Here is a 23,243-nt window from a genome sequence, read left to right on the forward strand (position 1 = left end):
GCCGCTGTAGAACTTCCCCCAAGGGCCGCACCGGCCCGAACGGGCAAGGACGCGGCACACGAGGCGGTGAGGCAGGTGTTCGGCATGAGCACGAGGACGGCGGAAGAGCGCCAGCGCGAGATCGTACGCATCGCCCGCGCCACCGGCTCGGTCGACGTCACCGCGCTCGCCGCCGACCTGGGCGTCGCCAAGGAGACCGTACGCCGGGATCTGCGCGCCCTGGAGGACCACGGCCTGGTCCGCCGCACCCACGGCGGCGCCTACCCCGTGGAGAGTGCCGGCTTCGAGACCACCCTGGAGTTCCGCGCCACCAGCCACGTGCCCGAGAAACGCCGGATCGCCGCCGCGGCGGCCGAACTGCTCGGCGACGCGGAGACGGTCTTCGTCGACGAGGGCTTCACCCCCCGGCTCATCGCCGAGGCCCTGCCCCGGGACCGGCCGCTGACCGTGGTCACCGCGTCCCTGCCGGTCGCCGGCGCGCTCGCCGAGGCCGGTGACACCTCCGTCCTGCTGCTCGGCGGCCGGGTCCGCCCGGGCACCCTGGCCACCGTCGACCACTGGACGACGAAGATGCTGGCCGGCTTCGTCATCGACCTGGCGTACATCGGCGCCAACGGCATCTCCCGCGAACACGGCCTCACCACCCCCGACCCGGCGGTCAGCGAGGTCAAGACCCAGGCGATCCGCGCCGCCCGCCGCACCGTCTTCGCGGGCACGCACACCAAGTTCGGGGCGGTCAGCTTCTGCCGGTTCGCGGAGGTCGGTGCCCTGGAGGCGATCGTCACCAGCACACTGCTGCCGACGGCCGAGGCCCACCGCTACTCCCTGCTCGGGCCGCAGGTCATCCGCGTCTGAGAAACCGACTCACCTCCCCGCAGGCCATCCGCACGCCCTCCCTTGCCCCATACCTCCCCATATGTTCAGGAGCGATCCATGCGAACCCAGAGCCGACGGAGGCCGCGAGCCACGCTCGCCACGGCCGCCGCAGGGACGCTGCTCGCCCCGCTGCTCTCCGGCTGCTGGGTCGGGGCGGGCGGGGCCGGATCCGGCGGCGACGCCATCAACGTCCTGATGGTCAACAACCCGCAGATGGTCCAGCTGCAGAAACTCACCGCGGACCACTTCACCGAAGAGACCGGCATCAAGGTGAACTTCACCGTCCTGCCGGAGAACGACGTCCGCGACAAGATCAGCCAGGACTTCGCCAACCAGGCCGGCCAGTACGACGTCGCCACCCTCTCCAACTACGAGATCCCGATCTACGCCCGCAACGAGTGGCTGCGACCGATGGACTCCTACGTCGCCGAGAACCCGGCGTACGACGAGAAGGACGTCCTGGGGCCGATGCGCGAGTCCCTCACCGGCGACGACGGCAAGCTCTACGGCCAGCCCTTCTACGGCGAATCGTCCTTCCTGATGTACCGCAAGGACGTGTTCGAAGAAGAGGGCCTGACGATGCCCGAGCACCCCACCTGGACCGAGGTGGCCGAGCTCGCCGCCGAACTCGACGGGGCCGAGCCCGACATGAAGGGCATCTGCCTGCGCGGCCTGCCCGGCTGGGGCGAGCTGATGGCACCCCTGACGACGGTCGTGAACACCTTCGGCGGCACCTGGTTCGACCAGGACTGGCAGGCGCGGCTGGACTCCCCCGAGTGGGAGAAGGCGACGAAGTTCTATGTCGACCTGGTCCGCGAGCACGGCCAGTCCGGCGCCGCCCAGTCCGGCTTCGCCGAGTGCCTGAACAACATGACCCAGGGCAACGTCGCCATGTGGTACGACGCCACCTCCGCGGCCGGCTCCCTGGAGTCGGCGAACTCCCCCGTCAAGGGCAAGATGGGCTACGCGCCCGCCCCCGTGGAGAAGACCGACTCCGCGGGCTGGCTCTACACCTGGGCCTGGGGCATCCAGAAGGCCTCGCGCAACGCCGACAAGGCCTGGCAGTTCGTCTCGTGGGCCTCCGGCAAGGAGTACGAGCAGCTCGTCGGCGACGAGATCGGCTGGTCCGACGTCCCCGCCGGCAAGCGCGCCTCCACGTACGAGAACCCCGCCTACCGCGCGGAGGCCGCCGCTTTCCAGGAGATGACCCGCGAGGCCATCGAGGGCGCCAGGCCGAACGACCCCGGCGTGCAGCCGCGCCCCGCACCCGGCATCCAGTTCGTCGGCATCCCCGAGTTCACCGACCTCGGCACCAAGGTCTCCCAGGAGATCAGCGCGGCCATCGCCGGACGCCAGTCCGTCGAGGAGGCCCTGAAGAAGTCCCAGCAGCTCGCCGAGAAGATCTCCGAGGAGTACGAGGGACGATGACCGCCACGACAACGGCCCCCTCGGCCGCACCCGACCACGCCCGACCCACCGTCCGGCCGCCGTCCTCCCGGCTGCGGGCCTGGGCCACCCGGGCCCCCCTCCTCCCCGCCCTGATCTTCATGATCGCGGTCACCCAGCTGCCCTTCGTGGCCACCCTGGTGATCTCCTTCTTCGACTGGAACTCCCTCTACCCGGACGCCCGGCACTTCACCGGCTTCGCCAACTACGGCGACGTCCTCGGCGACCCGGCCCTACGCAAGTCGGTGTGGACGACGATCCTGCTGACGGTGGCCGTGGTCCTGGCCAGCCTGGTCCTCGGTCTGGCCCTCGCCCTGCTGCTGGACCGCAGGTTCAAGGGCCGGGGCGTGGTCCGCACCCTGCTGATCGCCCCGTTCCTCGTCGTACCGGTGGCGGCGGCACTGCTGTGGAAGCACGTCCTGTACAACCCCGAGTACGGCCTGCTCAACGGCCTGCTGCACTACGTCGGCGGCCCGCAACCGGACTGGATCTCCAACACCCCGCTGCTCGCGGTCGAGGCCGCGCTGGTGTGGCAGTGGACGCCCTTCATGATGCTGATCCTGCTCGCCGGCCTGCAGAGCCGCGACCAGCAGCAGATCGAGGCCGCCCGGGTGGACGGCGCGAGCGACTGGCAGATCTTCGTCCACCTCACCCTGCCCCACCTGCGCCGCTACCTGGAACTCGGCGCCCTGCTCGGCTCGATCTACATCGTGCAGAACTTCGACGCGGTCTTCACCATCACGTCCGGCGGCCTGGGCACGGCCAACCTGCCCTACACCGTCTACCAGAGCTTCTACCAGGCCCACGAGAACGGCCTCGCCTCGGCCGCGGGCGTCCTGGTCGTCATCGGCTCGATCGTCATCGCCACCTTCGCGCTGCGCGTGGTGTCGTCCCTGTTCCGCGAGGAGGTTGGCCGCGCATGAGCACCACCGCCGTACGACCCACCGGCACCACCGGGGCCAAGCCCGGACGAGCCCGCCGCAAGGCAGGTGCCGGCCTGGGCCTGGTGGCCTGGCTGGCCGGAATCGTCTTCTTCCTGCCGATCGCCTGGATGGCGCTCACCTCCTTCCACTCGGAGGAGGACGCGGCCACCAACCCGCCGTCCTTCGCGGCGTCGCTGACGCTCGACGGGTACCGCGAGTTCTTCGGCGCGGGCGGCGGCGCGAGCCCCTGGCCCGCGCTGATCAACTCGGCGGTGGCGTCGGTCGCCTCCACCCTCTTCGTCCTGGTCCTGGCCCTCCCCGCCGCGTACGCGCTCTCCATCCGCCCGGTGAAGAAGTGGACGGACGTCCTGTTCTTCTTCCTCTCCACCAAGATGCTGCCGGTGGTGGCCGGCCTGCTGCCGATCTACCTGTTCGCCAAGAACACGGACCTGCTGGACAACATCTGGCTGCTGGTCATCCTCTACACCTCCATGAACCTGCCGATCGCGGTCTGGATGATGCAGTCCTTCCTGGCCGAGGTCCCGGTCGCGATCATCGAGGCGGCCCGCGTGGACGGCGCGAAGCTGCCGACGATCCTGGCGAAGGTGGTCGCGCCCATCGCCCTGCCGGGCATCGCCGCCACGTCGCTCATCTGCTTCATCTTCAGCTGGAACGAACTGCTCTTCGCCCGGGTGCTGACGGGCGTGGTCGCCGAGACCGCCCCCGTCTTCCTGACCGGCTTCATCACCAGCCAGGGCCTCTTCCTGGCCAAGGTGTGCGCCGCGTCGCTCGTCATCTCCCTGCCGGTGCTCGCCGCGGGGTTCGCCGCCCAGGACAAACTGGTCCAGGGCCTGTCGTTGGGAGCCGTGAAATGAAGGCCGCCGTCATCGAGTCCGTGGGCCGTGCCGTCGTCACCGAGGTCCCGGACCCGACGCCAGGGCCGCGCGAGGTCGTCGTCGAGGTCGCCGCCTGCGGCCTGTGCGGCACCGACCTGCACATCCTCCAGGGCGAGTTCGCGCCCAAGCTCCCGATCGTGCCCGGCCACGAGTTCGCCGGCGAGGTGGTCGGTGTCGGCACCCAGGTCACGGAGGTGGCCGTCGGCGACCAGGTCGCGGTGGACCCGTCCCTGTACTGCTACGAGTGCCGCTACTGCCGCACCGGCCACAACAACCTCTGCGAACGCTGGGCGGCCATCGGCGTGACGACGGCGGGCGGCGCGGCACAGTACGCGGTCGCACCGGTCGCGAACTGCGTGAAGCTCCCCGAGCACGTACGTACCCAGGACGCCGCCCTGATCGAACCGCTCTCCTGCGCGGTCCGCGGCTACGACGTCCTCCAGTCCCGCCTCGGCGCCCACGTCCTGATCTACGGCTCCGGCACGATGGGCCTGATGATGCTGGAGCTGGCCAAGCGGACCGGCGCGGCCAGCGTGGACGTGGTGGACCTCAACCCCGCCCGCCTGGAGACCGCCCGCGGCCTCGGCGTCTCGGCCTCCGCCGCGACCCCCGACGAACTGGACCGCCCCCAGGGCTGGGACCTCGTCATCGACGCCACCGGCAACGCGGCGGCGATCCAGGACGGCCTGGACCGGGTCGCCAAGGCCGGCACCTTCCTCCAGTTCGGCGTCGCCGACTACGCGACGCGCGTACAGATCGACCCGTACCGCATCTACAACCAGGAGATCACCATCACGGGTTCGATGGCGGTCCTGCACAGCTACGAGCGCGCGGCGGAGCTGTTCGCGAACGGTGTCCTGGACCCGGACGTCTTCATCAGCGACCGCATCGCACTGGACCGCTACCCGCAGGCGCTGGAGCAGTTCGCGGCGGGCGTGGGCCGCAAGATCGTCGTCGTGCCGTAGCACGGGGGTCCGGGGGCGCAGCCCCGGGGACGGGAAGGGAAGGGGCGGCGGGGGCGAGACCCTCCGGGCCGGCCGCCCCGCCACCGCGCTCCCCGATTGGCCCCCGGGTAAGGGAACGGTAAAACGGCCTCGCTCGTTCACCCGGCATGACAGCTATGACCCCCGGCTCGAACATCCCCCTCTCCGCCGCCCGCGTGACGGTGGACGTCGCCGCGCCCGTGCGGCTCGACGTATCGGGCCTGCTGCTCACCGCCGACGGCAAGGTGCGCTCCGACGACGACTTCATCTTCTACAACCAGCCCACCGGCCAGGGCGTGACCTACCGCTCCGGCGGCGGCACCGCCCCGGACGCGATCGTGGTCGACACCTCCGCCGTCCCGCCGGGCATCGAGAAGATCGTCGTCACCGCCAGCCCGGACGCCGCCGGGCAGTCCTTCCAGGGCATCGAACCGACCGCCACCATCCGCAACGCGGACGACAACTCCGTCCTCGCCACCTTCACGCCCCCGCAGCTCGGCACCGAGACCGCACTGGTGATCGTGGAGGTCTACCTGCGCAACGGCGTCTGGAAGGCCCGCGCGGTCGGCCAGGGCTACGCCAACGGCCTCGCCGGCATCGCGACGGACTTCGGCGTCTCGGTGGAGGAGCCCGCCGCTCCGGCCGCCCAGCCCGCCGCCCCGGCCGCCCCGCCGGCCGCCCCGCCGACCCCGCAGCGGTCCCAGGCGGCCACCCCGCCGCCGCCCGCCGCCGCGCCGACGATGCCCTCCGCTCCCCCCGCGGCACCGGCCGCCCCGCCCGCCCCCGCCCCGGGCGCCGGCAAGATCAACCTCGACAAGGGCAGGGTCAGTCTCCAGAAGAACCAGACCGTCTCCCTCGTCAAGGGCGGCCGGCCGGTGCTCTCCCAGGTCAAGATGGGCCTCGGCTGGGAGCCGGCGTACCGCGGCAAGGACATCGACCTGGACGCGTCGGTCATCGCGTACGGCCCGCAGCGCAACCACATCGACAGCTGCTACTTCGGCAAGCTCCAGATCGTGGGCGGTGCGATCAAGCACTCCGGGGACAACCTCACCGGCGAGGGCGGCGGCGACGACGAGGTGATCACCGTCGACCTGGGCCGGATCCCGCAGGAGGTCAGCGGCCTGGTCTTCACGGTCAACTCGTTCTCCGGCCAGAAGTTCACGGAGGTCGCCAAGGCCTACTGCCGTCTCATGGACGCCGCGACCGGTGAGGAACTGGTCCGCTTCGACCTGACCAGCGCCGAACCGCAGACCGGCGTGATGATGGCGAAGCTGATCCGTCAGTACTCCGGCGAGTGGGAGATGACCGCCATGGGCGACTTCGTCAAGTCCCGCACGGTCCGGGGCATGGTGAAGCCGTCGGCCCAGGCGCTGTAGCAGCCGGTCGGCGGGGCGCCCCCGGCTCCGGGAACGCCCCGCCGACGGCCTACGCCCGCAGCCCCTGCCACATCAGCGACAGGTACCGCCGGACGGACGTCCCGTGCTCCCCCTCCGTCGACTCGGCCGCCGTCGCCACCCCGTGCGCCAGCCGCAGCACCTCGATCGGCTCGACGTCCGCGCGCAGCGTGCCCGCGTCCTGCGCGGCCCTGACCAACCGCGTCACCGCGCCCCGCACGCAGTCGCCGCACGACGCCCGGTCCGCCGCCGAGCCGCCCTCCGTGACGGTCGTGCCCAGCAGCGCCTTGAGCCCCCGCACCTGGAGCATCCCGGCGGCGAGCTCGCCGAGCCACGCGACCAGGGCGTCGCCCGGCGCCAGCTCCCCCGCGATGACGTCCGCACGCGCCGCGATGGCCTCGATCCGTTCCAGGTAGGCGGCCTCCAGCAACGCCTGCCGCGTCGGAAAATGCCGGTACAGCGTGCCGACGCCGACACCGGCGCGCTTGGCGATGTCGTCCAGCGAGGCGCCCTCACCGTGCTCGGCGAAGGCCTGTGCCGCCACCACGAGCAACCGCTCACGGTTACGCCGGGCATCCGCACGCATGGGCCTGACCTGCGCCATCCCGTCACTCCTGCCCACCAGGCAACCTTCCGCGCACCCTACCGCGCGGCCTGGGCCGGTCGGCTTCCCGGGCGGCGAGCTGCGGAACCGTCCGGAGGGCGGCGACCGGGAGGAGGGCGACGTCCGGGAGGAGGGCGGCCACCGCTCGGGCGGGCGAAGCGTTACCGGCGCTTCTGCCGCTTCCACGGCCCCGTGATGGCGAGCATGATGCCGGGGTCCTGGATGTTGGCGTACAGGGTGCGGCCGTCGGGCGAGAAGGTGACGCCGGTGAACTCGCTGTACTCGGGCTCGTCTTCGGAGCCGACGTTCAGTTCGTTGCGGGCGATGGGGTAGGTGCGTCCGCTGTCGGTGGCGCCGAAGAGGTGCTGGACCCCATCGCCGTCCTCGGCGATGACGATGCCGCCGTACGGGGAGACGGTGATGTTGTCGGGGCCGTCGAAGGCGCCGTCCGCCGACGGGTCGGGGTTGACGCCGAGGAGGACCTTCAGGGTGAGGGTGCGGCGCCTCGGGTCGTAGAACCAGACCTGGCCGTCGTGCGGCCGGCCGGGGCTCTCGTCACGGGCGAAGGAGGAGACGATGTACGCGCCGCCGTCGGCCCACCACATGCCCTCCAGTTTGCGGGCGCGGGTGACCTGCCCGTCGGTGAACTGCTTGCGCACGGAGGTGGTCCTCGCGTCGCGGTCGGGTACGTCGATCCAGTCGACGCCGTAGACGGTGCCGGTCTTCGTCGCGCGGGAGAGGTCGTCGACGAACTTGCCGCCGGAGTCGAAGCACTTGAACGCCTGGAGGACGCCGGCGTCGTCGGCGAGGGTGCGCAGCCGGCCGCGGCCGTGCCGGAAGCCCTCCGGCGGGGCCCAGCGGTAGAGGAGTCCGTTGGGGTTGGAGGCGTCCTCGGTGAGGTACGCGTGGCCGCGCCGGGGGTCGATGACCACGGCCTCGTGGGCGTAGCGGCCCAGCGCCTTGATCGGCTTGGGGTCGCGGTTGGCGCGCCGGTCCTCGGGGTCGACCTCGAAGACGTAGCCGTGGTCCTTGGTCATCCCCTCCTCGCCGGCCTTGTCCTCGGTCTCCTCGCAGGTCAGCCAGGTGCCCCAGGTGGTGCTGCCGCCCGCGCAGTTGGTGGCGGTACCGGCGATGCCGACCCACTCGGCGACATGGCCGCCGCGGCGGACCTCGACGACGGTGCAGCCTCCGGCGGCGGCGGGGTCGTAGACGAGGCCCTCGGTCAGCGGGACGGGGTGGGGCCAGTCGTCGCGGTGGCCGCCGAGCTCGTGGTTGTTGACCAGGAGGGTGGTGCCGCGCGGGCCGTCGAAGGCGGCGGTGCCGTCGTGGTTGGACGGGGTGTACTCGCCCGACTCGAGCTTGGTCCGGCCGCAGTAGGTGATGATCTCGTACCGGAAGCCGGCGGGCAGGGCGAGGATGCCGTCCGGGTCGGGAATCAGCGGTCCGTAACCGACCCCGCCGTGGTCGTGCCCATGTCCGTGGCCGCGTCCGTGCTCCTCCCCCGCGCTCTCGGTGTCCGTGGACGCGAGGGCGTTCGGGGCGGTGGCGAGGGAGCCGACGCTGCCCGCCAGCACGACTGTGGCGCCGGTGAGCGCGGATCGGCTGGCGAAGTCCCTGCGGGTGAGCGACATGGTGTCTCCTGTGACGGTGGACGTGCCGTGGAGGGTGGCGGACCTCGGTCGGCGACACGGTTCCGCCCACGTCTGAACGGGAATCCCGCCCGTGCCTGAACGGGAGTTGAACTGGCGGAGAGCTCTCCCCACGCGCGCACCGGACCCGTACGCACTCCGTGGACCGGAGCGTGGATGCCCGCGCCGCCGGCCCCTCCCCGACGGCCCGCCCCGCCCGGCGTCAGCCGCCGTGCTGCGACCGCGCCTTGAACGCCGCCTTGCGCGCCTCCTTGGCGATCTTCTTGTCGGGGTGCAGCCGCCCCATCGCCTCCAGGACGTCCGGCGTGGCCGGGTGGTCGACCCGCCAGGCCGTGTCGAAGAACCCGCCGTGCTGCCGGGCCAGGCCCTCCACCAGGGCGCGCAGTTCCTCGGAGTTGCCCTCGGCCGCGAGCTGTGCGGCCACGGTGTCGATGGTCAGCCAGAAGACCATCTCCTGCGGCGGGGCCGGCACGTCCCGGGCGCCGTGCTCGGTCAGCCAGACCCGGGCGAGGCCGCCCAGCTCGCCGTCGTCGAGGACCTCCCGCAGCGCGGGCTCCGCCTCGGCGCCGACCAGGGACAGCGCCTGCTGGCAGCGCAGCCGGCGCAGGGGCGCGCCGGTGTCCGTCCCGCGGGCCGCCGCCAGCAGTTCGCGGGCCGCGGCGAGCGGACTCCGGCGCGCCAGCCACAGCTCGGTCTCGGCGTGGGCGGCGGCCGGCGGGAAGGGGGCCGTGGCGTCGAGCAGGACGTCGGCGCCCTTGTCGGCGAGGTCGCCGACGGCGGGGGCGTCGAAGCCGGCCTCCAGCAGCCGGGCGCGCAGTCCGTACAGGCCGAGCGGGGTGAGCCGCACCATGCCGTAGCGGGCGACGTCGGCCTCGTCCACGGGGGCCGCGGGCTCCTCGTCCGCGTCGGCCATCAGGGCCTCGTCGACCGGCTGGTACTCGACGAGGCCGATGGGCTCCAGCAGCCGGAACTGGTCGTCCAGCCGCATCATCGCGTCGGACACCTGCTCCAGCACGTCGTTGGTGGGCTCGCCCATGTCGTCGGGCACGATCACGGACGCGGCCAGCGCGGGCAGCGGCACCGCGGCGTCACCGGGGCGGTCCTCGCCGGCGGTGAGCAGGTAGAGGTTGCCGAGCACGCCGTCGAGGAACTCCGCCTCGGCCTCCGGGTTCCAGTCGAGGGACGACAGGTCGACCTCGCCGCCCTCGGCCATCGCGTCGACCAGGTCGTCGAGGTCGGGCACGCTCGCGTCGGCGAGCACCGCCTCCAGGGCGGTGAGCCACAGCCCGAGCACGTCCTGCGGGGAGCCGCCGGTGAGCAGGGCGAGGTCCTCGCCCGTCGCGACGGTGCCCGTCTCCTCGTCGGTGATCTCGACGAGCCCGGTGTCCACGGCGATCCGCCACGCCTCGCTCGCGTACGCCGCGGCGTCCTCCCCGCTCAGCCCGAGCTCTTCGGCCGCCGCCGGCAACTGCTCCTCGACGAGTCCGCCCCCGGCGTCGACGCGGGTGTCCGGGCCGGCCCAGCGGGCGAGCCGGGCGGCCCGGGAGAGCACCGGCGCGGACAGCGCGTCGCGGGCCAGCTCCGCCTCGGGACGCAGCCGTGCGGGCGGCAGGGTGGAGCGGTCTGACATCGGCTGTTTCTCCTCGCGCGCCTTGATCACCGTACGGCCGTCCGGACGCCGTACGGCTCAACAGCTCAGCCTAGACGGGTTTCCACCCATGCCGCCCGGTTCATCTCCCCGACGGGTGGAGTACATGGCCGAAACCTTGACAACGGGACTGGCCAGGCAGGAGATTGACGCGCGTAGAAGTGGGGGGACAAGTGTTCACTCAGGTCCACGTGTGCGCTGCGGCCCCTCGCGTCACACCCTCGTTCCGTCGCGCCCACCCCCGCTCCATCGCCCCACCCTCGTCCCGGCGCTCCGTCACGTCCCCGGAGGGATCACGTTGGCCAGCAAGTCCTCCACGCGCCTCGCCGCGCTCACCGTCGCCGCCGTCTGCTCGGCGGCGTCCACGGTCGTCCTCACCTCGCCCGCGCACGCCGACTCCGTGCGCGTGCACGACATCCAGGGCAGCACCCGGCTGTCGCCGTACGCCGGCCAGCAGGTCACCGACGTGGCCGGAATCGTCACCGGTGTCCGCGGCTACGGCTCCTCCAGAGGCTTCTGGATCCAGGATCCGCGGCCGGACGCCGACCCGGCCACCAGCGAGGGCGTCTTCGTCTTCACCGGCTCCACCCCGAAGGGCGTCGCCGTCGGTGACGCGGTCACCGTGTCCGGCACGGTCTCGGAGTACGTCCCGGGCGGCACCTCCTCCGGGAACCAGTCGCTGACCGAGATCACCCGCCCGGCCTTCACGGTCGTCTCCAGCGGCAACGAGGTCCCGGCCGCGACGACGGTCTCCGCCCGGTCCGTGCCGCGCGCGTACGCCCCCGAGGGCGACGCGGCCGCGAACGGCTCGGTCAACGGCCTGACCCTGCGGCCGGAGAAGTACGCCCTGGACCTCTACGAGTCCCTGGAGGGCATGAACGTCCGCGTCGCCGACGCCCGCGTGGTCGGCGCGACCGACCCGTACACCGAGCTGTGGGTCACGGTGAAGCCCTGGGAGAACGCCAACCGCCGCGGCGGCACGGTGTACGGCTCCTACGACTCCCAGAACACCGGCCGCCTCCAGATCCAGTCCCTGGGCAAGCCGGCCGACTTCCCCGACGCCCACGTGGGCGACACCCTCGCCGGCACCACCGCGGGCCCGCTGGACTACAACCAGTACGGCGGCTACACACTGGTCGCGAGCGAGATCGGCACCCTGGAGAGCGGGGGCCTGGAGCGCGAGACGACGCGCCGGCAGAGCAGCCGCGAGCTGGCGGTGGCGACGTACAACGTCGAGAACCTCGACCCGTCCGACGGCACCTTCGCCGCGCACGCCGAGGCGATCGTGCACAACCTCGCGTCGCCCGACATCGTGTCCCTGGAGGAGATCCAGGACAACAACGGCGCCACGGACGACGGCACGGTGGCCGCCGACGCGACGGTCGGCAAGCTGATCGACGCGATCGTCGCGGCGGGCGGCCCGCGCTACGACTGGCGGGGCATCGACCCGGTGGACGGCGAGGACGGCGGCCAGCCCGGCGGCAACATCCGCGCGGCGTTCCTGTTCAACCCGGAGCGGGTCTCCTTCACCGACCGCGGGGCCGGCGACGCGACCACCGCGACCGGGGTGACGAAGGTGCGGGGCAAGGCGGCGCTCACCCACTCCCCCGGCCGCGTGGACCCGGCGAACCCCGCCTGGGAGGACAGCCGCAAGCCGCTGGCCGGCGAGTTCGTCTTCCGCGGCCGGACGGTCCTGGTCATCGCCAACCACTTCAACTCCAAGGGCGGCGACCAGGGTCTGACCGCCCAGTACCAGCCGCCGTCGCGCGGCTCGGAGACGCAGCGCCACCTCCAGGCGAAGGCCGTGAACACGTTCGTCAAGGACGTCCTCGCCACCCAGAAGAACGCCGACGTCGTCGTCCTCGGCGACATCAACGACTTCGAGTTCTCAAGGACCACCCGCATCCTGGAGGACGACGGCGCCCTGTGGTCGGCGGTCAAGTCGCTGCCGCGCAGCGAGCGTTACTCGTACGTCTACCAGGGCAACAGCCAGGTCCTCGACCAGATCCTGGTCAGCCCGTCGATCCGGCGCGGCGGACACCTGTCGTACGACAGCGTGCACGTCAACGCCGAGTTCCACGACCAGATCAGCGACCACGACCCTCAGGTGCTGCGGTTCCGTCCGTGACCGACCGCCGGTGGGGGCGGGTTCAGCGGGGCACCAGGCCGAGGGCGTGGTCGTAGCGGCTGACCCCGCCGCCGCTGGTCAGGCCCGGCCAGTTCTGCACCCGCTTCCACAGGTCCGATCCCGAACCGACGCCGTCGCCCGGTGCGGCGAGGGCGTCGATGTGGGCCTGGGCGCTCTCCCACTCGGCGTAGTTGAGGACGCGGGTGCCGTCGGTGCTGAGGTGGAAGTGGGCGGAGATGCCGCCGGGGTGCGGCTCCGGCTCGCTCTCCAGGGCCTCGAGGACGGCGTCGACCCAGGCGCGCTGCCGCTCGGGGTCGGGCCCCTCGAACTCGACGTCGACGATCACGATGCACCCCGGGACGGGCGCCGTCCCGTTGTCGGCGCGGGTGGCGCTGCGGTAGCGCCGGTACCGGCCGAGTCCCAGCCGCTCGATGCCCGGCACGGCGGTGTCGATCTCGTCGACGCGTTCCTGCCGGTGCGTCTTGACGAAGGACTCGTAGGCCTGCTCGCTCGCCCACTGCGAGTGGTGCAGCAGGGTGCTGCCGTCGTGGCCGGTGTAGACGTGGTAGCCGAGCAGGTCGTCGGCGGGCCAGGGGCGGCGCTCCCAGGTACGGGCGATGGCGTCGACGGTCTGCCGCTGCCGCTCGGGGGTGCCCACCCGCCAGGTGCTGAAGAAGGGGGCCTGGACGTCCGGGCGGACGAGTTCGGGGTGTGCGTCGGTACGGCGGGTCATGCCGGCCTCCACTGCTCGGTGGTCGTCGGGTGCACGCCGGGTGCGTTCCGGGTGCACGCACCACCCTTTGGCCTCGACCAAGGTTGAGGTCAAGCCGAGATTGAGGTCAAGTGCCCGCCGGGGCCGCTCCGGTACCGGTACGGCGTGGGTGACGAGGGGCCCCGCCCAAAGGCCCCTCGTCACCCACGCCGCGTTCTCAGCAGTACCCGTGATGCCGGCGGTGGCTGATCACGCTCGCCGCGACCAGCGCGCCCGCCGCCGCCCCGGCGATCAGCACCGCACCCGGATGCCTGAGCCCCGCCTGAACCGCGCCGCGCGCCCGTCCCGGCACGCGCCGCTCAGCGGTGTGCCCGGCCCGGCTCGCCTTGTCGTGTGCGGTGTGCCCGGCCCTGCTGACCTTGTCCTGTGCGGTGTGTCCGGCCCGGCTCGCCTTGTCCTGCACGGTGTGCCCCGCCTGTGCGGCGGAGCTGCGCAGCTGCACGGTCATGGCACCGGCCTTGTCCCGGAGGTCGGCGGCGCGGGCCTTGGCACGGCCCTTCACGTCCGCCTTCCCGGCCAGCTCCTCCACGGTGTCGCCGAGCTGGCCGCGGGTCTGCTCGATCTGCCGCCGCAGCTCGTCGGGCCCCTTGGCCCCGCCGGCCGGCTGCGCGGTGGAGCCGGTCCCGGTCCTCGTGCCGTCCCCGCTCGTCGCGTCGGTCATCGATGCGCCCTTTCCCTGATCTGGTCCACGTCGGCCCTGACGCTGCCCAGGGTCTCCTCGGGCTTCGGGGGCACGGCGCGACGGAGCTGGGCACGGCCCATCATGGCCAGTACACCCGCGATCACGAAGAGCGCCGCCGTCACGATGAGCGCCGCGGCCCAGACGGGCAGCACCAGTGAGAGCGCGGCGGTGGCCGTGCCGGCCAGGGCGAACAGACCGACGTACGCGATGGCGCCCGCGGCTCCGAGCATCCCGCCGCCCCGCCCGGCGCGCCTGCCCTTCTCGGCCAGCTCCATCTTGGCGAGGGCCACTTCCTGGCGCACGAGCCGGGAGAGCTGTTCGGTGGCCTGACCGACCAGTTCACCCACGGAGTGCTGCTCGTCGTGCACCGGCCTGGTGTGCATGGTCCCGGTCACGTTCCGCCTCCTCTCGGTTCGGAGCGCTCCGGGTACCCCCGGCCCACCGGCACTATCCCTGTCCTCACCCACCGCCGACCACGCAGCATCTCTTACACATATCTCGTAGGAGAATTAAGTGGAGCTACAAGGTGTGTCCGCCGACACTACTCCCATGACGACAGACGCCTCCTCCCCCGCGCCCTTCGGCCGCGCCCTGTGCGCCATGGTCACGCCGTTCACCGAGACCGGTGCGCTCGACCTCGACGGCGCCCGGCGGCTCGCCGACCGGCTGGTGTCGCGGGGCTGTGACGGCCTGGTGCTGTCCGGCACCACGGGCGAGTCGCCGACCACCACGGACGCCGAGAAGGCGGCGCTGATCACGGCGGTGCGGGAGGCGGTCGGTGACCGGGCGTCGCTCGTCGCCGGGGTGGGCACGGCCGACACCCGGCACACGGTGGAGCTGGCGCTGGCCGCGGAGAAGGCGGGCGCGGACGGCCTGCTCGTGGTCGCGCCGTACTACAGCAGGCCCCCGCAGGACGCCGTGGAGGCGCACTTCCTGGAGGTCGCGGACGCCTGCGGACTGCCGCTCGCCCTCTACGACATCCCGGGCCGCACCGGCACCCGCATCGAGCCCGACACGCTCGTCCGGCTCGCCGGGCACCCGCGGATCGTCGCCGTCAAGGACTGCTCGTACGACCTCCTCGGCGTCCAGAAGGTGCTGTCCCGCACCGGCCTGGCGTACTACGCGGGCTGCGACGAGCAGGTGCTCGCCCTGTACGCGATCGGCGCGGCGGGGTACGTCAGCACGGTCGCGAACGTCGCGCCCGACCTGTTCCGCGCGGTCCTCGGCGCCTTCGACGCGGGCGACACCGGGCGGGCCGCCCTGCTCCAGCGGCGGGCGCTGCCGCTCATCGAGTCGATGATGGCGGCGGGGCTGCCCGGCACCGTCACCGCGAAGGCCCTCCTCGGTGCGCTCGGCCTCCCCGCCGGACCGGTCCGCGCACCGCTGCGGGGCGCGGACCGGGAGACGACCGACGCGTTGCTGACGACGTACGGAGAGCTGGTCGCCGGCTCGGGTCAGTCCCAGGCGTAACCGTCACCGAACAGCAGCGTGTGCTCCAGTACGTCCTCCGCCGGGTCGTCGATCTGCCCCACGTGGACGTTGAGGAGCCCCATCCGGGGGCCGTTGTGCGAATGGGTGGTCGTCTCGTCGGCGTGCGCGGTCCCCGCCGGGGTCCAGCACACCAGTACCGCGGTCCCCGCCCCGGCCAGCCAACGCGCCACGGTCCTCGCCCGCTCGTTCGTCATACCAGGCCCCTCGTTTCGTCGGATCGGCGTCTGATCGGACACTGCGTCCACCGGTTCATCCGCCAAGACCACCGGAAGGTCACGGGGAGTCAGCCGTACGTGCGGGGGGCGCGCGAGGCATGCGCTTTTATCGCGTTGGCGGAACACCACCCCTGCGCCTACGGTCACCCGATGAGCAGAAGGCGCTACGTGGCCCGGGGCGTACCGGGCGGATACCGGATCTGGGACAACCGCCGCCACCGCTTCTGGGGCGACCACTACGAGCTGTGCCCCGACGACCTCCTGGCCGAGCTCAACGGAACGGCCGACCACGCGCGCCTGACCGTGCTAATGAAGCGGTACAGGACGATGAAGCGGTGACCGTCGTTGGGGGCTCCTGCCGGGGGACGGTGCGCCGCTCGCGCGAAAGGGGGCCTCATGGGCGCGAGTTGGGCGGGTTTGTTGATCGCCGTGGTGGGCGTGGCGGGAACGCTGGGAGCCGCGCTGCTGACACAGAATCGTGCGGACCGCACCAAGCGCATGGAGCTCCAGGCCGCCGCGGAACAACGGCGTGAGGAACACGCTCACGCCGAGGAGATGCTCCGGGCGGAGCAGGCCAGGCAGCGGCAGCTCGAAAGCCTCGAACGCCGGCGCGCCTGCTACATCGCACTGAACACCTCCGCACGCCAGTATCTGACGGCGATGACGAACTATCTGCACGCCCTTCAGCGCGGCGAGGACGCCGACTCGCGCCTGGCTGATCTGGAAGCGGGCAGGCTGGCCTACCGGGACAGCTACGCGGAATCCCAGATGATCGCTCCGGAAGACGTCCTGCGCGCTTCCAGCACGGCGAAGAAACGCTTGAACGCCGCGTACGGCAAGCTCAGGAAGTACGGATCAGCGCCTTCCGACCACACGGCTGAACTGGCGAACCTGGAGGGTGAGTTCCACGAGGAGGTCTGGCCTTACCTGGGGGAACTGAAGCAGTCGATGCGCACCGATCTGGGCGTCGACGACCAGTGACCGACGAGACGGGCACTGGACGCGCGAGCGCCCTCCCGGGCCGTTCCCAGGGCCGTGGAAGGGCGCTCGACGACAGGGCGGCCGCGGGTCACGGCCGCCTGTGATCAGTTGTGGCTGTGCAGGACGTCGTTCAGGCCGCCCCACACCGCGTTGTTCGGGCGGGCCTCGACCGTGCCCGTGACCGAGTTGCGGCGGAAGAGGATGTTGGAGGCGCCGGAGAGTTCCCGGGCCTTGACGATCTGCCCGTCGGGCATCGTCACACGCGTGCCCGCGGTGACGTACAGGCCGGCCTCGACCACGCACTCGTCGCCGAGCGCGATGCCCACGCCCGCCTCGGCGCCGACCAGGCAGCGCTCGCCGATGGTGATGCGCACGTTGCCGCCGCCGGAGAGGGTGCCCATGGTGGAGGCGCCGCCGCCGATGTCGGAGCCGTCGCCGACGACGACGCCCGCGGAGATGCGGCCCTCGACCATCGACGTGCCGAGCGTGCCCGCGTTGAAGTTGACGAAGCCCTCGTGCATGACGGTGGTGCCCTCGGCCAGGTGCGCGCCGAGGCGGACGCGGTCGGCGTCGGCGAGGCGGACGCCCTTGGGGGCGACGTAGTCCGTCATGCGCGGGAACTTGTCGATCGAGGTCACCTGGAGGTGCAGCCCCTCCGCGCGGGCGTTGAGGCGGACCTTCTCGACGTCGTCGACGGCGACCGGGCCCAGCGAGGTCCAGGCGACGTTGGCGAGGTGGGCGAAGATGCCGTCCAGGTTCTGGCCGTGCGGCTTGACCAGGCGGTGGGAGAGCAGGTGCAGGCGCAGGTAGACGTCGTGCGTGTCGACCGGCTTCTCGTCCAGCGAGGCGATGACCGTGCGGACCGCGACCACCTCGACGCCGCGCCGGGCGTCCTGACCGACCGCCGCGGTCGCGCCGCCGCCGAGGAGTTCGGCGGCCTGTTCGGCGGTGAGGCGCTCGGTGCCGGACGGGCCCGGCTCCGCGACCAGTTCGGGGGCGGGGAACCAGGTGTCGAGAACGGTGCCGTCGGCGGCGATGGTGGCGAGCCCGGCGGCCACGGCGCCGGTGGTGCGGGGTGCAGTCGTGTCGGTCATGAGGGCAACCTAACCGGCCGGGGGCGTCGGGTGCGAACCGGTCGGCGGGGGATCTCACGTGCCGGTATCCCGCGCGGCGCCACCCCCGCCCGCCCGGCGCCCGCGCCTGCGACCGCGTGGTTCAGGCGATCACCCGCGCCAGTACCTCCCGCGCGTACACCTCGTCGTACGGCGTCCCCGTCAGCAGCACCTGGAGACAGATCCCGTCCATCAGGGCGACCAGCGCCCGCGCCGTCACCGGGTCCGTGCGGGACGCCAGCAGGGCGGCCACGTCCTCGGCCCACTCCGCGGCGACCGGGCGCAGGGCGGGGCGGCGCAGGGCGGCCAGGTACAGCTCGTACTCCAGCTCGACGCCCGTGCGGTCGCCGCCCAGCCACTCGCCGAGGACGCGGGCGAGTTCGGCGGGCAGGTCGGCGTCCGGGTCCGACAGTGCCGGGTGGGCGGCGACCACCTTGGCGAAGCCCTCGTTCGCCTGGCGCAGGGCGGCGACCAGGAGGTCGTCCAGCGTCGCGAAGTGGTACGTCGTCGAGCCGAGGGGGACGTCCGCCTCGGCGGCGACGGTGCGGTGGCTGAGACCGGCGATGCCCTTGCGCCCGACGACCCGGATCGCCGCGTCGATGATGCGCCGGCGCCGTTCGGGGTCGTAGCGCCGGGACATCAGTGCGCGCCGCCCAGGTTGAGGACGACCACGCCGACGATGATCAGCGCGATGCCGGCGGCCTTGGTGGCGGTCATCCCCTCGCCCATGAACGCCACGCCGATCGCGGCGATGGCGGCGGTGCCCACGCCGGCCCAGATGGCGTACGCCGTGCCGACGGCGAGGACCTTCAGGGTCTGGGCGAGCAGCGCGAAGGAGAGCACGTACGCGAGTGCCGTCAGCACCGAGGGGACCAGCCTGCTGAAGCCCTCGCTGTACTTCATGGCGGTGGTGCCGGCGACCTCGGCGGCGATGGCTCCGGCCAGGAGCAGATATCCCATGTGTACGAGCGTACATAGCGGAGGCGGGTGTACACACGGAAACGGCGACGCCCGAGGGCGTCGCCGTTTCGTGAAGCGGTGCGGGGGCGTCTCAGACGTTGAAGCCGAGCGCGCGCAGCTGCTCGCGGCCGTCGTCCGTGATCTTGTCCGGGCCCCACGGCGGCATCCAGACCCAGTTGATGCGCAGCTCGCTGACGAGGCCGTCCGTGGCGGACTTGGCCTGGTCCTCGATCACGTCCGTCAGCGGACAGGCCGCCGACGTCAGGGTCATGTCGATGGTCGCGATGTTCGCGTCGTCGATGTGGACGCCGTAGATCAGGCCCAGGTTGACGACGTCGATACCCAGCTCGGGGTCCACGACGTCCAGCAGGGCTTCGCGGACCTCCTCCTCCGAGGCCGGCTTCATTTCCACGGTCTCGCTCATGCCGTCGTCTCCTTCTCGGCGTCGGCGCCGTCCAGTGCCTGGGCCGTCGCGTCCTTCCAGGCCATCCAGCTCAGCAGGGCGCACTTGACCCGGGCCGGGTACTTCGAGACCCCGGCGAACGCGACCGCGTCCTCCAGGACCTCCTCCATCGCGTCGTCCGGCTCGATCCTGCCCTTGGACTGCATCAGCTCCAGGAAGGTCTCCTGGATCCGCTGCGCCTGGGCGAGGTCCTTGCCGACCAGCAGGTCGTTCAGCACGGAGGCGCTCGCCTGGCTGATCGAGCAGCCCTGCCCCTCGTAGCTGACGTCGCTGATCGTCGTACCGTCGTACTTCACGCGCAGCGTGATCTCGTCACCGCACGTCGGGTTGACGTGGTGCACCTCGGCGTCGCCGTCCCTCAGACCACGCCCGTGCGGGTTCTTGTAGTGGTCCAGGATGACTTCCTGGTACATGGAGTCCAGCTTCATGCTCTTCGCTCGTCCCGTCAGCCGAAGAAGTTCCGTACGTGCTCCAGGCCGTCGACCAGTGCGTCGATCTCGGCCGGCGTGGAGTACAGATAGAACGACGCTCGCGTGGTCGCAGGAATTCCGTAGCGGAGGCAGACGGGCCGGGCGCAGTGGTGGCCGACCCGGACCGCGATGCCCTGCTCGTCGAGTACCTGGCCCACGTCGTGCGGGTGGATGTCGCCGAGCGTGAAGCTGATCGCCGCACCGCGCTCCTCGGCCGTCGTCGGGCCGATGATGCGCAGGTCGGGGACCTCCAGCAGCCGCTTCACCGCGTACTCGGTGAGCGCGTGCTCGTGGGCCAGGACCTTGTCCATGCCGATCGAGTCGAGGTAGTCGATCGCCGCGCCCAGACCGACCGCCTGCGCGACCGGGGGCGTGCCCGCCTCGAACTTGTGGGGGGCCGGGGCGTACGTGGAGGAGTGCATCGAGACCGTCTCGATCATCTCGCCGCCGCCGAGGAAGGGCGGGAGGTCCTCCAGCAGTTCCTGGCGGCCCCACAGGACGCCGATGCCCGTCGGGCCGCACATCTTGTGGCCGGTGAAGGCCACGAAGTCGGCCTGGAGGGCCTGTACGTCCATCGGCATGTGCGGCGCGGCCTGGGAGGCGTCGATGCACACGAGGGCGCCGACCTCCTGGGCGCGGCGCACGATCGCCTCGACCGGGTTCTGGGTGCCCAGGATGTTGGACACCAGCACGAAGGAGACGATCTTCGTCTTCTCCGTGATGACCTCGTCGATGTTCGAGAGGTCCAGGCGGCCGTCGTCCGTGAGGCCGAACCAGCGGAGCTTCGCGCCGGTGCGCTGCGCCAGCAGCTGCCACGGCACGATGTTGGAGTGGTGCTCCATCTCCGTGATGACGATCTCGGTCTCGTGGTCCACGCGGTAGGGCTCGTCGGCCCAGCCCAGCATGTTCGCGACGAGGTTGAGCGACTCCGAGGCGTTCTTGGTGAAGATCACCTCGTCGCGGGAGGGCGCGTTGATGAACTCCGCGACCTTGTCCCGCGCGCCCTCGTACAGCGCCGTGGCCTCCTCGGCGAGGACGTGCACGCCACGGTGGACGTTGGCGTTGTAGCGCTCGTAGTACTCGCTCAGGGCGTCGAGCACCTGGCGCGGCTTCTGCGAGGTCGCCGCGTTGTCCAGGTAGACGAGCTTCTGTCCGTCGTGGACCTGTCGGTCCAGGATGGGGAAGTCCTTGCGGATCGCCTCGGTGTCGAGGAGGCCCGGCAGCTGTGTCACTCGGATGCGCCACCCTTCGTGTACGCCTCGTAGCCCTCGGCCTCCAGCTTGTCGGCCAGCTCGGCGCCGCCCGACTCGGCGATGCGGCCGTTGGCGAAGACGTGGACGTGGTCGGGCTTGATGTAGCGCAGGATGCGCGTGTAGTGCGTGATCAGCAGGGTGCCGACCTCGCCGGTCTCGCGGACGCGGTTGACGCCCTCGGAGACGACGCGCAGGGCGTCGACGTCGAGTCCGGAGTCGGTCTCGTCGAGGATCGCGACCTTCGGCTTGAGCAGCTCCAGCTGGAGGATCTCGTGGCGCTTCTTCTCACCGCCGGAGAAGCCCTCGTTGACGTTGCGCTCGGCGAAGGCGGGGTCCATGTTGAGGCGCTCCATGGCCTCCTTGACCTCCTTCACCCAGGTGCGCAGCTTGGGGGCCTCGCCGCGGACGGCGGTGGCGGAGGTGCGCAGGAAGTTGGAGACCGAGACGCCGGGGACCTCGACCGGGTACTGCATGGCCAGGAAGAGGCCGGCGCGGGCGCGCTCGTCGACGGACATCTCCAGGACGTCCTCGCCGTCGAGGGTGACGGTGCCGCCGGTGATCGTGTACTTGGGGTGACCCGCGAGCGAGTAGGCGAGGGTCGACTTGCCGGAGCCGTTGGGGCCCATGATGGCGTGCGTCTCGCCCTGCTTCACGGTGAGGTCGACGCCCTTGAGGATCTCCTTCGTGGCGTTGTCGGCCTCGACGGTGACGTGCAGGTCTCGGATTTCAAGCGTTGCCATGGGTGCCTCAGGACTCCTGGGTGAGGGAGACGAGTACGTCGTCCCCTTCGATCTTTACGGGGTATACGGGGACGGGGCGCGTCGCCGGAAGACTGTCGGGCTTGCCCGAGCGGAGGTCGAAGCGCGAGCCGTGCAGCCAGCACTCGATGTGGCAGTCGTCGACCTCGCCCTCGGCGAGCGAGACGTTCGCGTGCGAGCAGATGTCGTGGATCGCGAAGATCTCGCCCTCGGTGCGCACGACGGAGACCGGCGTGCCGTCGAGTTCCACCCGCTTGGGGGTGTCCTCCTCCAGCTCGTCCGCTCCACAGACGCGTACGAAGGTCATGCGACCGACGCCTCCAGCTCCTCGTCGATCTTGGCGATCAGACGCTCCTCGATGTCCGGGACACCGATCTGCTGGACCAGTTCGGCGAAGAAGCCGCGGACCACCAGGCGGCGGGCGTCGATCTCGGGGATGCCGCGCGCCATCAGGTAGAAGAGCTGCTCGTCGTCGAAGCGGCCGGTGGCGGAGGCGTGGCCGGCGCCGACGATCTCGCCGGTCTCGATCTCCAGGTTCGGCACCGAGTCGACCCGGGCGCCGTCCGTGAGGACGAGGTTGCGGTTCATCTCGTAGGTGTCGGTGCCCTCGGCCTTGGCCTCGATGAGCACGTCGCCGATCCAGACCGCGTGCGCGTCGTCGCCCTGCAGCGCGCCCTTGTAGACGACGTTGGACTTGCAGTGCGGAACGTTGTGGTCGACCAGGAGGCGGTGCTCCTGGTGCTGGCCGGCGTCGGTGAAGTACAGGCCGAACAGCTCGGCCTCGCCGCCGGGGCCGGCGTAGGCGACGCGCGGGTGCAGCCGGACCAGGTCGCCGCCGAAGGTGACCACGAACGACTTGAAGGTGGCGTCCCGGCCGATCAGCGCGTTGTGCTGGCCGGCGTGCACGGCCTTGTCGTCCCAGTCCTGGACGGAGACGACGGTCAGCTTGGCGCCGTCGCCCAGCACGTAGTCGACGTTGGCGGCGAGCACCGCGTCACCGGTGTGGTCGATGACGACCACGGCCTCGGCGAAGGCGCCCAGCTCGACGACCTGGTGGGCGTAGGCGGTGCCGCCCTCGCCGTGCACGGCGATGCGGATCGGCTCGGTGAGGACCGTCTCCTTGGGGACGGTGATCACGCCGGCCTTCTCGAACGCCGAGTAGGCCTGGGCGGCGACCCGGTCCACCGGGGTGCCCGCCCTGCCGATGCGCGCGTCGTCGCGGCCGACGGTCTCGACGACGACGCCCTCGGGGGCGTCGATGTCGACCTTGACGCCGTCGCCGGTGGCGACCGCGGTGCCGTCGTGCAGCCCGCGCAGCCGCTCCAGCGGCGTGAACCGCCACTCCTCCTCACGGCCGTGGGGGACGGGGAAGTCCGCCACGTCGAAGGACGCGGGTGCGCTCATGCGCGTGGCGACGGTCGACTCGGCGGCCACCGCGATCTGGCCCGCGGTGGTGGACCCCACGGGGATGTTCTGAGCCTCAGCCATGGCTGTCGGTCTGCTCTCTTCCTACGTCAGAAATCTGGCGACTGCTTCGGG

The 23,243-nt window shown here is 71.5% G+C and carries 26 protein-coding genes; 10 read left to right on the top strand and 16 right to left on the bottom strand.

All coding sequences use genetic code 11. The features are described 5' to 3' along the window. The first annotated feature begins 84 nt into the window (after positions 1–84). The 6 genes from ACP4J0_RS17230 to ACP4J0_RS17255 all read left to right on the top strand — a co-directional run bounded on the left by ACP4J0_RS17230 (position 85) and on the right by ACP4J0_RS17255 (position 6,500). Positions 85–855, top strand: a complete 771-nt coding sequence (locus ACP4J0_RS17230; RefSeq protein WP_426599558.1) for a DeoR/GlpR family DNA-binding transcription regulator — start codon at positions 85–87, stop codon at positions 853–855. Between the two features lie 78 nt (positions 856–933). Further along, a complete protein-coding gene (locus ACP4J0_RS17235; protein ID WP_426599559.1) occupies positions 934–2,304 on the top strand; it encodes an ABC transporter substrate-binding protein in 1,371 nt (456 codons plus the stop codon). Next, the gene (locus ACP4J0_RS17240) at positions 2,301–3,245 is read left to right on the top strand and encodes a carbohydrate ABC transporter permease (RefSeq protein ID WP_426599560.1); all 945 of its coding nucleotides are present in this window, start codon (positions 2,301–2,303) and stop codon (positions 3,243–3,245) included. The genes ACP4J0_RS17235 and ACP4J0_RS17240 overlap by 4 nt, the downstream gene beginning before the upstream one ends. Further along, complete coding sequence (locus ACP4J0_RS17245; RefSeq protein WP_426599561.1) at positions 3,242–4,120, top strand: carbohydrate ABC transporter permease; 879 nt, start codon at positions 3,242–3,244, stop codon at positions 4,118–4,120. The genes ACP4J0_RS17240 and ACP4J0_RS17245 overlap by 4 nt, the downstream gene beginning before the upstream one ends. Further along, positions 4,117–5,106, top strand: coding sequence for a zinc-dependent alcohol dehydrogenase family protein (locus ACP4J0_RS17250; protein WP_426599562.1), 990 nt, complete (start codon positions 4,117–4,119; stop codon positions 5,104–5,106). Before ACP4J0_RS17245 ends, ACP4J0_RS17250 begins: the two co-directional genes overlap by 4 nt. 155 nt (positions 5,107–5,261) lie before the next feature. Beyond that, positions 5,262–6,500: a TerD family protein gene (locus ACP4J0_RS17255; protein WP_426599589.1), complete on the top strand. Its 1,239-nt coding sequence runs from the start codon at positions 5,262–5,264 to the stop codon at positions 6,498–6,500. 49 nt (positions 6,501–6,549) lie between these two features. Here ACP4J0_RS17255 and ACP4J0_RS17260 read toward each other — a convergent pair whose 3' ends face one another. From ACP4J0_RS17260 to ACP4J0_RS17270, 3 genes are all read right to left on the bottom strand, one after another. After that, the gene (locus ACP4J0_RS17260; protein WP_426599563.1) at positions 6,550–7,122 is read right to left on the bottom strand and encodes a TetR/AcrR family transcriptional regulator; all 573 of its coding nucleotides are present in this window, start codon (positions 7,120–7,122) and stop codon (positions 6,550–6,552) included. Between the two features lie 161 nt (positions 7,123–7,283). Next, positions 7,284–8,753 carry an alkaline phosphatase PhoX gene (locus tag ACP4J0_RS17265; RefSeq protein ID WP_426599564.1) on the bottom strand — a complete coding sequence of 490 codons (1,470 nt, stop codon included), beginning with the start codon at positions 8,751–8,753 and terminating at the stop codon, positions 7,284–7,286. Positions 8,754–8,973: 220 nt separating this feature from the next. Further along, positions 8,974–10,401, bottom strand: coding sequence for a hypothetical protein (locus tag ACP4J0_RS17270; RefSeq protein ID WP_426599565.1), 1,428 nt, complete (start codon positions 10,399–10,401; stop codon positions 8,974–8,976). A gap of 316 nt (positions 10,402–10,717) precedes the next feature. Between ACP4J0_RS17270 and ACP4J0_RS17275 the strand changes: the two genes are divergently transcribed. Continuing rightward, positions 10,718–12,547 carry an endonuclease/exonuclease/phosphatase family protein gene (locus tag ACP4J0_RS17275; RefSeq protein ID WP_426599566.1) on the top strand — a complete coding sequence of 610 codons (1,830 nt, stop codon included), beginning with the start codon at positions 10,718–10,720 and terminating at the stop codon, positions 12,545–12,547. 22 nt (positions 12,548–12,569) lie between these two features. Here ACP4J0_RS17275 and ACP4J0_RS17280 read toward each other — a convergent pair whose 3' ends face one another. From ACP4J0_RS17280 to ACP4J0_RS17290, 3 genes are all read right to left on the bottom strand, one after another. After that, positions 12,570–13,280, bottom strand: coding sequence for an antibiotic biosynthesis monooxygenase family protein (locus ACP4J0_RS17280; protein WP_426599567.1), 711 nt, complete (start codon positions 13,278–13,280; stop codon positions 12,570–12,572). A 196-nt stretch (positions 13,281–13,476) separates the two neighbouring features. Beyond that, a complete protein-coding gene (locus ACP4J0_RS17285) occupies positions 13,477–13,980 on the bottom strand; it encodes a DUF3618 domain-containing protein (protein WP_426599568.1) in 504 nt (167 codons plus the stop codon). Next, a complete protein-coding gene (locus tag ACP4J0_RS17290) occupies positions 13,977–14,396 on the bottom strand; it encodes a phage holin family protein (RefSeq protein ID WP_426599569.1) in 420 nt (139 codons plus the stop codon). The genes ACP4J0_RS17285 and ACP4J0_RS17290 overlap by 4 nt, the downstream gene beginning before the upstream one ends. A gap of 154 nt (positions 14,397–14,550) precedes the next feature. Here ACP4J0_RS17290 and dapA point away from each other — a divergent pair, with 154 nt between their 5' ends. Continuing rightward, positions 14,551–15,471 carry a 4-hydroxy-tetrahydrodipicolinate synthase gene (gene dapA / locus ACP4J0_RS17295; protein ID WP_426599570.1) on the top strand — a complete coding sequence of 307 codons (921 nt, stop codon included), beginning with the start codon at positions 14,551–14,553 and terminating at the stop codon, positions 15,469–15,471. Here dapA and ACP4J0_RS17300 read toward each other — a convergent pair. Beyond that, the gene (locus ACP4J0_RS17300; RefSeq protein ID WP_426599571.1) at positions 15,456–15,686 is read right to left on the bottom strand and encodes a hypothetical protein; all 231 of its coding nucleotides are present in this window, start codon (positions 15,684–15,686) and stop codon (positions 15,456–15,458) included. The two genes, dapA and ACP4J0_RS17300, sit on opposite strands and share 16 nt — an antisense overlap. Before the next feature lie 171 nt (positions 15,687–15,857). On the opposite strand from ACP4J0_RS17300, the gene ACP4J0_RS17305 reads away from it, so the two are divergent. Beyond that, positions 15,858–16,046 (top strand): hypothetical protein, encoded by a 189-nt coding sequence (locus tag ACP4J0_RS17305; protein ID WP_426599572.1) that lies wholly within the window; start codon positions 15,858–15,860, stop codon positions 16,044–16,046. 57 nt (positions 16,047–16,103) lie between these two features. Further along, positions 16,104–16,688 (top strand): hypothetical protein, encoded by a 585-nt coding sequence (locus tag ACP4J0_RS17310; RefSeq protein WP_426599573.1) that lies wholly within the window; start codon positions 16,104–16,106, stop codon positions 16,686–16,688. Positions 16,689–16,792: 104 nt separating this feature from the next. Here ACP4J0_RS17310 and dapD read toward each other — a convergent pair whose 3' ends face one another. From dapD to sufD, 9 genes are all read right to left on the bottom strand, one after another. Next, complete coding sequence (gene dapD, locus ACP4J0_RS17315; RefSeq protein WP_426599574.1) at positions 16,793–17,782, bottom strand: 2,3,4,5-tetrahydropyridine-2,6-dicarboxylate N-succinyltransferase; 990 nt, start codon at positions 17,780–17,782, stop codon at positions 16,793–16,795. A gap of 121 nt (positions 17,783–17,903) precedes the next feature. Continuing rightward, positions 17,904–18,440 carry a TetR/AcrR family transcriptional regulator gene (locus ACP4J0_RS17320; RefSeq protein ID WP_426599575.1) on the bottom strand — a complete coding sequence of 179 codons (537 nt, stop codon included), beginning with the start codon at positions 18,438–18,440 and terminating at the stop codon, positions 17,904–17,906. Next, on the bottom strand, positions 18,440–18,760 hold the full coding sequence (locus tag ACP4J0_RS17325) for a DMT family transporter (RefSeq protein WP_426599576.1): 321 nt from the start codon (positions 18,758–18,760) through the stop codon (positions 18,440–18,442). The genes ACP4J0_RS17320 and ACP4J0_RS17325 overlap by 1 nt, the downstream gene beginning before the upstream one ends. Before the next feature lie 91 nt (positions 18,761–18,851). Continuing rightward, positions 18,852–19,184: a metal-sulfur cluster assembly factor gene (locus ACP4J0_RS17330; protein ID WP_073721574.1), complete on the bottom strand. Its 333-nt coding sequence runs from the start codon at positions 19,182–19,184 to the stop codon at positions 18,852–18,854. Next, positions 19,181–19,651, bottom strand: a complete 471-nt coding sequence (sufU, locus tag ACP4J0_RS17335) for a Fe-S cluster assembly sulfur transfer protein SufU (RefSeq protein WP_030868583.1) — start codon at positions 19,649–19,651, stop codon at positions 19,181–19,183. The genes ACP4J0_RS17330 and sufU overlap by 4 nt, the downstream gene beginning before the upstream one ends. 17 nt (positions 19,652–19,668) lie before the next feature. Further along, positions 19,669–20,925: a cysteine desulfurase gene (locus ACP4J0_RS17340; RefSeq protein ID WP_426599577.1), complete on the bottom strand. Its 1,257-nt coding sequence runs from the start codon at positions 20,923–20,925 to the stop codon at positions 19,669–19,671. Further along, on the bottom strand, positions 20,922–21,686 hold the full coding sequence (sufC, locus tag ACP4J0_RS17345; protein WP_383647647.1) for a Fe-S cluster assembly ATPase SufC: 765 nt from the start codon (positions 21,684–21,686) through the stop codon (positions 20,922–20,924). Before sufC ends, ACP4J0_RS17340 begins: the two co-directional genes overlap by 4 nt. A 7-nt stretch (positions 21,687–21,693) precedes the next feature. Next, on the bottom strand, positions 21,694–22,011 hold the full coding sequence (locus ACP4J0_RS17350) for a non-heme iron oxygenase ferredoxin subunit (RefSeq protein WP_398133333.1): 318 nt from the start codon (positions 22,009–22,011) through the stop codon (positions 21,694–21,696). Then, positions 22,008–23,192 (bottom strand): Fe-S cluster assembly protein SufD, encoded by a 1,185-nt coding sequence (sufD, locus tag ACP4J0_RS17355; RefSeq protein WP_426599578.1) that lies wholly within the window; start codon positions 23,190–23,192, stop codon positions 22,008–22,010. The genes ACP4J0_RS17350 and sufD overlap by 4 nt, the downstream gene beginning before the upstream one ends. Positions 23,193–23,243: the final 51 nt, after the last annotated feature.

Origin of the sequence: Streptomyces sp. WG7, from assembly GCF_049975785.1 — a bacterium.
Lineage (GTDB): Bacteria > Actinomycetota > Actinomycetes > Streptomycetales > Streptomycetaceae > Streptomyces.

Bases quoted from the DNA above. Each gene is read 5' to 3' on its own strand.
- ACP4J0_RS17230 (WP_426599558.1), top strand. From the start codon at position 85: ATGAGCACGAGGACGGCGGAAGAGCGCCAGCGCGAGATCGTACGCATC.
- ACP4J0_RS17235 (WP_426599559.1), top strand. From the start codon at position 934: ATGCGAACCCAGAGCCGACGGAGGCCGCGAGCCACGCTCGCCACGGCC.
- ACP4J0_RS17240 (WP_426599560.1), top strand. From the start codon at position 2,301: ATGACCGCCACGACAACGGCCCCCTCGGCCGCACCCGACCACGCCCGA.
- ACP4J0_RS17245 (WP_426599561.1), top strand. From the start codon at position 3,242: ATGAGCACCACCGCCGTACGACCCACCGGCACCACCGGGGCCAAGCCC.
- ACP4J0_RS17250 (WP_426599562.1), top strand. From the start codon at position 4,117: ATGAAGGCCGCCGTCATCGAGTCCGTGGGCCGTGCCGTCGTCACCGAG.
- ACP4J0_RS17255 (WP_426599589.1), top strand. From the start codon at position 5,262: ATGACCCCCGGCTCGAACATCCCCCTCTCCGCCGCCCGCGTGACGGTG.
- ACP4J0_RS17260 (WP_426599563.1), bottom strand. From the start codon at position 7,122: ATGGCGCAGGTCAGGCCCATGCGTGCGGATGCCCGGCGTAACCGTGAG.
- ACP4J0_RS17265 (WP_426599564.1), bottom strand. From the start codon at position 8,753: ATGTCGCTCACCCGCAGGGACTTCGCCAGCCGATCCGCGCTCACCGGC.
- ACP4J0_RS17270 (WP_426599565.1), bottom strand. From the start codon at position 10,401: ATGTCAGACCGCTCCACCCTGCCGCCCGCACGGCTGCGTCCCGAGGCG.
- ACP4J0_RS17280 (WP_426599567.1), bottom strand. From the start codon at position 13,280: ATGACCCGCCGTACCGACGCACACCCCGAACTCGTCCGCCCGGACGTC.
- ACP4J0_RS17285 (WP_426599568.1), bottom strand. From the start codon at position 13,980: ATGACCGACGCGACGAGCGGGGACGGCACGAGGACCGGGACCGGCTCC.
- dapA (WP_426599570.1), top strand. From the start codon at position 14,551: ATGACGACAGACGCCTCCTCCCCCGCGCCCTTCGGCCGCGCCCTGTGC.
- ACP4J0_RS17300 (WP_426599571.1), bottom strand. From the start codon at position 15,686: ATGACGAACGAGCGGGCGAGGACCGTGGCGCGTTGGCTGGCCGGGGCG.
- ACP4J0_RS17305 (WP_426599572.1), top strand. From the start codon at position 15,858: ATGAGCAGAAGGCGCTACGTGGCCCGGGGCGTACCGGGCGGATACCGG.
- ACP4J0_RS17310 (WP_426599573.1), top strand. From the start codon at position 16,104: ATGGGCGCGAGTTGGGCGGGTTTGTTGATCGCCGTGGTGGGCGTGGCG.
- dapD (WP_426599574.1), bottom strand. From the start codon at position 17,782: ATGACCGACACGACTGCACCCCGCACCACCGGCGCCGTGGCCGCCGGG.
- ACP4J0_RS17320 (WP_426599575.1), bottom strand. From the start codon at position 18,440: ATGTCCCGGCGCTACGACCCCGAACGGCGCCGGCGCATCATCGACGCG.
- ACP4J0_RS17325 (WP_426599576.1), bottom strand. From the start codon at position 18,760: ATGGGATATCTGCTCCTGGCCGGAGCCATCGCCGCCGAGGTCGCCGGC.
- ACP4J0_RS17330 (WP_073721574.1), bottom strand. From the start codon at position 19,184: ATGAGCGAGACCGTGGAAATGAAGCCGGCCTCGGAGGAGGAGGTCCGC.
- sufU (WP_030868583.1), bottom strand. From the start codon at position 19,651: ATGAAGCTGGACTCCATGTACCAGGAAGTCATCCTGGACCACTACAAG.
- sufC (WP_383647647.1), bottom strand. From the start codon at position 21,686: ATGGCAACGCTTGAAATCCGAGACCTGCACGTCACCGTCGAGGCCGAC.
- ACP4J0_RS17350 (WP_398133333.1), bottom strand. From the start codon at position 22,011: ATGACCTTCGTACGCGTCTGTGGAGCGGACGAGCTGGAGGAGGACACC.
- sufD (WP_426599578.1), bottom strand. From the start codon at position 23,192: ATGGCTGAGGCTCAGAACATCCCCGTGGGGTCCACCACCGCGGGCCAG.